The organism is Bombilactobacillus sp. ESL1202 (assembly GCF_058107125.1).
Map to the genome: position 1 here is coordinate 738344 of NZ_CM176590.1, position 11017 is coordinate 749360.

The 11017-nt window shown below is 39.6% G+C and carries 4 protein-coding genes; 1 reads left to right on the forward strand and 3 read right to left on the reverse strand.

The annotated features are described in order from the left end of the window. Positions 1-150: 150 nt before the first annotated feature. Together AC3B7A_RS03420 and AC3B7A_RS03425 are read right to left on the reverse strand one after the other, a co-directional pair. The gene (locus tag AC3B7A_RS03420; protein WP_489756328.1) at positions 151-684 is read right to left on the reverse strand and encodes a TetR/AcrR family transcriptional regulator; all 534 of its coding nucleotides are present in this window, start codon (positions 682-684) and stop codon (positions 151-153) included. Between the two features lie 218 nt (positions 685-902). Then, positions 903-7916: a mucin-binding protein gene (locus AC3B7A_RS03425; protein WP_489756329.1), complete on the reverse strand. Its 7014-nt coding sequence runs from the start codon at positions 7914-7916 to the stop codon at positions 903-905. Positions 7917-8372: 456 nt separating this feature from the next. Here AC3B7A_RS03425 and AC3B7A_RS03430 point away from each other — a divergent pair, with 456 nt between their 5' ends. Further along, a complete protein-coding gene (locus tag AC3B7A_RS03430; protein ID WP_489756330.1) occupies positions 8373-10598 on the forward strand; it encodes a putative mucin/carbohydrate-binding domain-containing protein in 2226 nt (741 codons plus the stop codon). 121 nt (positions 10599-10719) lie between these two features. On the opposite strand, the gene AC3B7A_RS03435 is transcribed toward AC3B7A_RS03430, so the two are convergent. After that, the gene (locus AC3B7A_RS03435; RefSeq protein WP_489756535.1) at positions 10720-10980 is read right to left on the reverse strand and encodes a helix-turn-helix domain-containing protein; all 261 of its coding nucleotides are present in this window, start codon (positions 10978-10980) and stop codon (positions 10720-10722) included. Between the last annotated feature and the right edge of the window lie 37 nt (positions 10981-11017).

An 11017-nucleotide genomic window follows, 5' to 3' on the forward strand; every position in this document is an offset into this window, starting at 1 on the left:
AAAATAGTCATAGTTTTACCTACTTTTTTTAATAAATGGTTGCATTAGCTAAAATCATCTAATTAATTGTCACTTATTAAAGATAATTTTTTCAAATTAAAAATTCTCTCCAAAATAATTTTTGCTTCAAATTAGTAACGTAAATAAAATTTACTTATCATACGGTCCCATTTCGACCATCTTTTGGCTTAATTCTTCTGGCGTCAGATCTAAGCCTTGTTTAATCCAGAGCCGTACCATCGCCAAACTGCCCGCCACTGTATACAATTGTTGGTAATTATCACCCAGATAAACATTATAATCTTGCGATAATTTTAACAAGTCAGCATTAAATTTATCACTAATCGGAGAAGTAAACATAATTTTAAACTCGGACAAGTTGCGCTTGACAAATTTCAAAATCTTTAAATACAAGACCGACATCTCTTGACGGTATTCTTCCATGGATAACTTTTGTTGTTGCGTCACATATTTCACAAAAGCGCCCACCACATGTTCTTCAATTTCCAATAAAACATCATAAGTTGAACCATAGTGTGAGTAAAAAGTCGAACGGTTAATCGGTACTTTATCACAAAGTTGGGTCACTGTGATATCATCAAAACTATTTTTCTGCAGCAATTTAATTAGAGTTTCTTGAACTTCCGTTTTTGTTCGTTGAACGCGCCGATTTTCTTTAACCATCTTTTACTCCTACTTTCAGTTTTATTCCTGAACCTTATTATTATAATACAACTTATCCAACATTTTTTCATAATATGTAGCAAATAAAATAGCGATTTTAATATTAAAATTAGTTTCTTGCTAACTTAGTGTTCAAACTAATCTTAAGCATAAAAAAACCATTGAAACATATTGCATTTCAATGATTTTTCTGATGAACTCCTACTGTTCAAACTTAATTATTCATCTTTTTTCTTTTTGCGATCTAAGCCTAAGAAAGTCATGAACGTTCCCAACAAACCAAAGCCTAACCAGGATAAACCTTGATTTTCACTTTGATTATCAGCCATTTGTGGCAATTTAGCCTGATCTTTCTTCACACTTGGATCATTGCCATTAACAGCTCGTGGATCAACCGCTAATTGTTGTGCTTGACCAGCTTGATTGGCTGCTAATTGATGACCACTAGCACCTGGAATTCCTACTGGCTGACCATTTGCATTTGAACCAGTTGAACCTCCGGTTGGATTTTCAGGAGTTGTTTGCCCTGGTTGGTTAGCCGTTTTACTGTAACGAATAACTGCAATGGTATCCAATTGATTCAAATCAGCTGGTGCACTAGCAACCATTGCCTCACCAACTGGATAATAACCTTGGCTACTCAAATCTACTCCTGGTTGCATTGCAAAGTTTTGCGTCCGGTTCAGTTTAGCAAAAGCACTTGCCAAGTCGGTGGCATCAACAGTTCCGTCATTATTAATATCATAACCTAATAACTGACCAGTCGTTTTATTAACCACAGCTGCAATCTGGTAGGTGACTTGTTGAATAGTTGGTGAACTCAACGTATTGCCTAGTTCATCTTGATACTTAACAATTCGCGTCACTGTCTTTTGTAAATCAGTAGCGGCAACGCCTTTTGGCCAAGTAGCGTTCGTTGAACTACCAGGAATTAATTGTCCAGGTTGAACATTATCACTTGGTTTAACAACCACAACCTCTGCATCATTATTATCTTCAGGTGGGGTTGGTGTTTCACCACTGCCACCACCGTTGTTACCACCGCCATTAGCTGCGCGTGGATAAGTGATAGTTATAGTATCATTACCAAAAGGATTAGTCACTTCAGGAACACTTTGATGAGGTGCTTGACCATTAATATCGGCTGGCGTAAAGGCTACCCATTTCAGACCATTTTTAGCAAAATAATCTTGAATAGCGGCTTTTTTAGCTTCCTCAGGACTACTGTAATCACTAATGCGAATATTGACACTTTCACCAGTACCGTCGGTATTATAACCAATCACATCACTAGAAGTCGTATCAATCATGGCAGTCAATTTATAATCGACCGTTTGCTCAGTCGAATCTTTAACCGTATTACCATCTACATCTTGATAGTTAATCCTTCTGACGTATTTACCATTTAATTCACTCGGCATAGCTTCTGCTGGCACTTTAATTTGCTGAGTACCATTGGTGCCAGGAACGTCAATCCAAGTACCAACCTCATGTTTATGATCACTTTCCAGTGGTGTAACTGTCGGTACAGGAGCAGGTGTACTTTCATCCACGTACGTGACAATTACAGTTTCATCACGTGCAGGATTAGTTTGGGCTACTACAACCGTCTGATTAGGTTTCAAGTTGGGCTCTGTTGGCGAAGTAACTGCTGCCCAACTCAAATTGTTCTTAGTAAAGTAACTTTGAATAGCGGCTCTTTTCGCATCAGCTACCGTACTATAATCACTCAAACGTACGTTAACTGTTTGCCCAGTACCGTCAGTATTATAGCCGACAAAGCGCCCTGTAGTTTTATCAACCATGGCAATTAAATCATACTCCACCCTTTGAGTTACATCGTCTGCCACACTAGTCCCGTTTTCCTGTTGATACTTAATAGTTCTAGTATAAGTGGCTGTTAATTCACTAGCTGCTGCTTGACTAGGCAACCGTACCGTTTGGCCATCGACGGTAATTGTATCATGCCCGTACGCACTTGAAATTGGAATCAAGTTTTCTGCGGGTACTGGCGTCTGATCTGGGTCTGAATTAGGCGTATAAGTGACAGTCACCACCGCCGTATCGTCGTTACCATTCAATACAATATCACTAGCAGCAACGATTGGTTGATCAGCGGTATATCCAGCCATTGCTGGGGACTCAACTTCACCAAATTGTTGTCCAGCTAAAGCTTTGCGAATGGCATCCTGTTTATTGGTAGTATCAACTTTCCCGTCGCCATCAGTATCATAACCCAGAAACTTGCCGGTAACTTGATTAACCACCGCCGTCAAATCATAAGGGATTGATTGTTCTTTAGAACTAGGAAAATCAGTAGGCAAATCTGTCCCATCACTCATGACATAATTAATTGTCTGCTTAACTTCACCGTGTAAGTTAGCTTGTTGTGCAGGTACAGGCATTGGTAAAGAAGTTCCCGGAACAGTTGGTGATGGATCATCACTTCCGTTAACCACTACAGTGGCTTGTGGGTTATAAGTGACGGTTACTGGAGTTTGGTCAGTAGCAGAAATTGCGTCAACCGTAGCTTGATCAGGTTCATAGTTGTCAATCGTTGGTACTTGGACTTCAGCAAACGTCTTATTACTGATCGCAGCCGTAATGGCTTGTTGTTTAGCATCAGGTTCGTGAGCACTAATATCAACTTTTCCATCACCATTTGTATCATAACCGAGAAAATCGCCCGTTTGTGCATCAACAATTGCCGTTAAACTATAAGGCACGTTTTGAGTGACTGCTTTGGCCTTAGCTGGTAAAGTCGAACCATCACCCATGACATAAGTGATCTTGCGGCTAACTGTCCCTGTCAACTCATCTTTGGTCGCTTTAACTGGTGTGCCTACTTTACTCCCTGGTTGAATAGGTTGACCTGTTGTATGCGCTGCCCCACCAGAAATTGGAACGGTCGTATTCGGACTGTAAGTGACATTAACAATCTGTGGATCATGTGTTGCGGTAGTTGCAGCGACGATCGCTATATCAGGGGTATAACCTAAAACTTTTGGTGAAGCTACCTCGTCAAACTGTTCATTGGCTAAGGCAGCATCAATTGCCACGTTTTTATCTTTAGTATCAATATGACCATTGCCCGTTGTATCGTAGCCTAATAAATCATTATTAGTTTGATCGACAACTGCGCGTAAATGATAACTCACTTCTCGACTAGTATGATCAGTTGGTAAATAACTAGGTGTTGAACCATCAGCAAGTTGATAGTGCACAATCTGATGGACTGTACCGTTTAAAGCATTCTGCAAATCTGCTCCCATTAAGTCATGACCATCAATAGTAACTGTCGTGTCATCAGGAATAGCACTGCCATCAACGACAGTTATTTCATCTTGGGAATAGTAAACCGTTACGTCTTTTTGTTCGGAACTGCTGGGAACTGTTACCTGACTGACAGTATAACCGCCAATAGTTGGTGAAGTTTGGGCAGCAAATGGATTTTGCTTTAAATAGGCTGCAATGGCGACATCTTTGTCATTAGTATCAGCTGTTCCATCACCATTCGTATCATAACCAACAAATTCACCCGTTTGGAGATCAACAATGGCCGTTAAATTGTAATTAACAGTCTGCGTAACTGCATTAATTGGTTGTCCCTGATCATCAGCTGGCAACGTCGATCCGTCAGCCATCGCGTAATTAATAGTTCTCGAAACTGAACCATTCAAATTAGTTCCTTGCGCTTCTGTTGGTGCATAATGCACATTACCAGGATCAATTGGATCAGTAGCGCCTAAATTGTCAGCGCCCGTAATTGGTTTCGTAGCATTAGCCGTATAGGCAATATTGACGTCAGGCATATCCATAGCAGCTGTCGTGTCAGGAACATTCGGTGCTGGTGTCGTAGTTGGGGTACCCTGGGCATCACTTAAAACTGGGTGATAACCGACCACATTAGGAGTTGCTTGTTCATAAAAAGTCCGGTTATTATTAGCAATATATTGAGTGACAGCTTCCTTTTTATCTTTGGTATCAGCCCAACCATCGCCATCAGTATCATAACCGACAAATTCACCAGTATTAACATTAACAACCGCAGTTAATTGGTAATCAACTTGTTGCGGTACAGAAACGACGTTTCCAGCTACTGTATAAGGAATATTCGTTGACTTTAAATGTGTGGCAATTGCCTGTGCCGCACTCGCATCTGGTGCATGATAATTAATTGTCCGTTGGACATTACCAGTTAAATTAATATTCCAGGCTTGTTCGGGCATCATAATCGAACTACCAGCCTCGACTGGTGTCTCAGCATTAACTGGTGTCGTGGTATTAGGATCACCTGTGACAGAAGTCATTTTATTCTTTGTATAATTAACTGTCACAACTTGATTGTCAGCATCATAAGCTAAACTAGCTCCGGCAACCACCGCCTGATCAGGAGCACCATAGTCTTGTGCACTTAAGTTAGGAGAAATAGCTTCCGGTACAGTTTGCGCCTGTGGATAATTAGCAGTAATAGCTGTTTGCTTATCTTGAGTTACTGTTCCGTCAGGTAAAACATAACCGTCAAATGAAATTCCCGTCACTTTATTATCAGCTTTAGTTAAAGTAAACTGGGCTGCTAATTGATAATCAACAGCTTGCACGACGGATTTAGAAATTGAATTACCAGTATCTTTGTCCACGTAATTAATAGTACGAGTCACATGTGAACTTAAATTAGTTGCATCAGCTTGGGCTGGCCAATCTGGACTGTTTGGATCGCGAGGATCAACATGATAACCATCTTGAATTCCCCAATCCGGATAAACAACTACCTGATTTTCGGTAATCGTTGGCAATTTGGTATAGTTAACTGTGACATCATCAGCTCCCGGAATTGCAGAACTGGCAGCCACTAAAGGTTGATCGGGCGTAGAATAACCGTCAACACTGGGCGAAGCTTGTTGATCAAAGTTGCGAGCAATCTTTAACACAGCCGCATCTTTAGCATCTTCAGTTGAAGTATAATCACTGAGTAAAACATCAACTTTACCATCATTATCTGTGTCATAACCTAAAAATTTATTATTATTATCCTGATCAATGACTCCCGTTAATTGATAATCAACTTTTTGCACCACATCAGGAGCAATCGGAATGCCCGGCTTGGCTTGATCTTGATAGTGAATGGTTCTTGTAACGGTATCCACTAAGTCGTCAGCCGTCACAGTATCTGGTAAATCATCGCCAATCGTGACCATTTTTAAACCAGCATCCGGCAACTTGGTTTTGCTGTAATAAACTGTGACATCATAAGAACCAGCCGGTTGATCTGCTTTAGCAACTTGTGCGCTAATCGTGGCTTGATCGGGAGCATTATAACCGTCAACACTGGGCGAAGATACTTCATCAAAACTCTTGGCATTCGTATTATCCGTGCCTGTGGCACCAATTTGACTTAATGCTGCATTGCGGTCAGTCGTATCAGCTTGACCATCGCCATCGGTATCATAACCAAGAAATTGACCATTATCATCCACCACACCAGTTAAATAATAATCAACCGTCTGGTCTTCTGCATCATGAATTTCAGTATTGTTTGCACCATCTAGATAGCTAATTTTACGGTGTACAGTAACATCTAATTGATCCCCTAAAACTTCAGCTGGTGCGGCAATATTAGTGCCCGGAAGATTATCGCCCGCTTGCAAATTATCATGACCAGTAACAAGATGTTGACCAGCTGGGGCTTTGGGACGGTAAACATAGACCACGGATTGCCCATTATTAGTCTCACTTAAAGTCCCACTGGCCGGTAAACTATCACTGCCTAAAGCAACATAGTCATAGCCTGGAATCTCAGGTGGTTCTTGGGCTTGGTAGGCATCACCATTTGTGACCCCATTAGGATAACTAATGGATTGCGGAACAGTTCCTTGTCCAATTGGATTTCCATTTAAATCAACGTATTCGAGGTTTACAGACAAAGCTGGCTTAAACTTGAAATCATTAATTTTAAATTCTTGTAAGTTCGTATTCCAGCCAGTAGATGCTGCCATCATCAAAGACACTGATTGGTACATCGGCGTATCAGGAATACTTGCACGCCAAACCATCGTTAAGCCATTGGTAGTTTTAAAGGTAATTCTTAATTGCCGACTTTGCGCGGTATAAGTCACTGTAAAATCGTGTAATTGATTATTTAAATTATTATCTGATAAACCTTGAACGGAGTTTTGATCAACCGTTGCCCACCAACGACTTTGGGGGTTACCTTGCGTATCAATTACATTTTGCCGGAAAGAAGTTGTGACAAAGGCTCCGTATGAGTAGTAACCATTGGGTTCATCAGCATCCCAACCAAAGGCATTATCCGCATTAGTCGGATCAGGTTTTTGCGCGTCATTGGGGAAAGTATCTAATTTAAAACCAAACGCGTTTTGTAAACCACCAATCCCTAAGTTACCACCAAACGCACCGACATCATTGGTATTACCCGTATGGATGGCAAAACTAATCCCATCAGCACCACCGTAATAACTAGGTTTATTGCCTAAACGAACTTGGCCGGTTAAAGAAAAATCATTACTCAAATCAATTTTATGCTTTAAACTAAAGCTCCCAACGTGTGAACGATCATCAGGGGTAAAAGTAAATAAACCGGTGTTTGGATCATAAGTACCACTACCGTTGTAATCGAAGTAATCTAAAAAGTTATCTTTATTAACATTGGCAAAACCGTTTTCATCCAAACCCGAATCACGCAATAATTCTTGATAAGAAACTTGATAGTTATTAGTTGGTCTGGCATTACTGCGGAGCAACGGATTAGTATTGGTTTGCATTTGTGGCACTGCCATCGTTTGTAAATGCGGCTTCACCGGAGCTGCGGGTGCTGGACTCGTAACCGGTGACGTTGCATTATCAGTCGATGGCGTTTGCCCGCTATTGACTGGCGATGAATCAGTCGTAGTCGGTACAACCTGCGTTTGTGCCGAATCCACTGTTGTTGCTGCTGGCGCCGTAGCTGTAGTCGTCGCTACTGACTCTGGTGCACTAGTGTTAACATCAGTTTGATCAGCCGCTACTTGATTGGCTGGTGGTGCAGCTTTTGTTAAAACTTGATCGCTATTATTAGACTCATTGCTTGATAATGTAGCCGCTTGGGTAGTTATATTATTAAGATTAGAGCCGAAGAAGAAAATTGTTGATGTAGTAATTGCCGCAAAGACCCACTGCTTTTTGGCTTTATACATCTTGTAATGAACCTTTTGTTCTTGAGAATACTTAGGCATAAACATTCCCTCCATTATCTAACTTGCTAAAATTACGAGTACCTTAACTACACCATCATTATATAACGCTTACAAAAATATACAAAAAAAATGCTTGATAAAATTTATTCAAATCATTAGTTGAATCAACTAGTTAAAACTAATGGTCACTAAACTAATCTATTGACTAACCGAAACTCCCCCTTGTCATGACGCATCTTCATTAAGTATTAATCATAAATTATAGCAGCATTTTATATGATTTTTAATTTTAAAAACCTTATAATCAATATAAATCACAAAAATTAATCATTATTTTAGAAATTAATTAAATTAACGATTGACTTTTTGGATTATCTACGCAAAAATGGAAATTTGTTGTTTTAAACAGTGCGCAAAAGACTGATTGCTGTTTTCGAGCGCTGAAAAACCATATACTCGACTTGTGATTAATTTATTTTACTAGGAGGTTACATCATGAGACAGAAACTTTTAAGAATATCTGGGCTTTTAGCCGTGGTATTCTTCTTTATTGTTAGTATCACTACTAATACTCAAGCGACTACTAAGCAACAAACTATCACCAGTTTACCAGAACCTACTTGGATCTATCATGCTGGCATGAGTAAGGGTAAGTATCACGATCGTCAGGATTTAGGTTTTATTCTGCGCGAAAATACCGTCCTCAAAGTTCGGCAAACTAATCCCAATTTTAGTGGTAAATTGACATTAAGATTGTTAGGTTTTGACTCGCAAATGGAAAAAAGCACGACCGTTGGTTCTAATTGGGTGACCATCAGTGCGGATAGTCCCTTAGTTCCTTTTGTTGATACACCTTACGGTCATACCAATGCTACTTTGGAATACGAAGTAGAAGCTACTGCTGCCCAAAAGTCGTTACCGATCTACAATTACCACGGTAACCAAAGTGCTTTCTTCAAAACTTGGGATCAATATGATGGTAATTTTGCCTTGATTAAAGGGCCTGATTTCCAATTGTTAGTCCCTAAAAGTGACAAAGAGGCCGTACGCAAACTAACGGATTATAAAAACTTAGACGACTTAATTGATCATTACACAGATATCTTTGCTTTTTATAATAAAATGGCTGGTTTTGACGGCTCCGCTCCTGAGAATGTCAATGGACAAAACCGTTACTTCTTAAAGGCTGACGCTCACGGCGCCGGTGGGGCTTATTATAGCGATAAGTGGGCCGCTAATACTTCCCGTTCCATCAAAATGTGGATTACCAAACTAGATTGGGCGACTTTACATGAAATTGCCCACGGTTACCAAGCTGGCTTTGATGGCGTCGGCATGTACACCGGCGAAGTTTCCAATAATTTATTCGGTGTCCAATACCAATACAGTAAGTATGGTAAAAAGGCCGATCAAATCGGTTGGTTATTTAATTATGGTAAAAAAGATGCCGTCGAAAATAGTCTGTATCAAACCTTAGTAACTAAAAAAGGTGGCTACAGTGATACTGATCTCCGCGGCAAATTAATTTTATTGACTATGTTGAAACAAAAAGCTGGCGATCGTTCATTTACCAAGATGTATCAAACTTATCGGAAGCTGGCCAATCAAGCTGGCTTTAACAAGAGTGATCATTCTTTACCTGATTTAATGAATCAAATTTATAGTGAAAATAGTCAGCAAGATTTCACCCCAGCTTTAGAACGTTTAGGTTTAAGTGTTAACCAAAATCAAGCTGCTAAAAATCGGGCAGCTAATTATCCCGCCGTTGCTTCCTTAGCTGATGTGGTGCCACAAAGTCAACTTAAAGCGGCTCGTAATCTCTTGGATAAAAATATTTTGATCAATTCGAATTTTGAAATGGTTCAAGACCAAGATCTCGCACCTTTGAAATTAACTGGCAATTTAACCTTAAACTTAACTGCCACCGATCTTAAAGACTTAGACGGCGTCACAGTTAATTTGAAAGACGGCAAAAAAGTTGTCGCTTCAAAAGCAATTACCAGCAAAACCGTGACGTTTAAAGATGTTCCTAACGGCCTTTACACGTTAGACTTTACCGGCACTGCAATGCAACGTTATACTCCGGACAAACATTATGTTTACGTCAAAGAAGCCAATAACAGCGTGGAACTTTCTTTAAAGAAGATTAATGCTAGTTCCTTAACTAATCAGGAAATTGATTTTACGGGTTTAGGTGAAGAACAATTCGCTAGCTTAAAAACTAACTTGAATAACCACAACGCTACTTTTGCCGTAACCCAGACTAAACCACATGCTTATTATGGTAGTAAGAAATATGCTGCAGTCACTGTTAAAGATAGTAACGGCAAAGTTATTTTCCAAAAAGATATCACTGGTGCTGGCATGACTAAGAGCAATGATACTTTTGCTTTGAACATTGGCGATAGCATCGAAATCTATCATGCTGAAACCAAAAATCGTCTCCACGCCGCCGACAAAATCATTAATCCTGCCAGTAATACCAATACTTGGACAGTTACGAAGTGTGGTTTAAAAAACAAAGCGTTAAATAATGATCCGCAACAAGATTTGATTGGTAAGATTAGTACTCTCGGTGCTAAATTGATCAGTCAAGATAAGACACCAAAAATTCCTTTGGCTGATTCCCCCGATAAAAAAGACTTACTAGCTGCCATCAATGCCCTCGATGAACCTTACAAGGGTGCTTATCAACAAATGTATGGTATCTTATTTCATTAAATAGAGTGCTAATTCTAAATTATTAGTACAACTAAAAAGCCCTTCCTATTTTGATGTGGCCCCCGAAGTTAGGACAACTTCGCAGGTCACATAGGAAGGCTTTGTACATAACGAAATTTAATTACATTGGATCAAACTGAATTGATAATTTTTGATTTGTAGCTTGAGCAATTTCTGCTAATAGTTTTGTTGAAGCATTCATATTGCCACTCTCAACTCGGGCAATCGTAGATTGAGGCTTATTTATTAACTTAGCAAATTCTCGTTGACTCATGTCAAAACTTTCACGCAAACTACGAACTTTAACCGCAACTTCTAAATTAATATCTTCTTGCTCCACTGCTTTAGCAAATTTTGGATCGATTGCACTTGATTTGACAATTCAGGAAAGCTTTTCAATTCAATTACTAAGTTAAAAG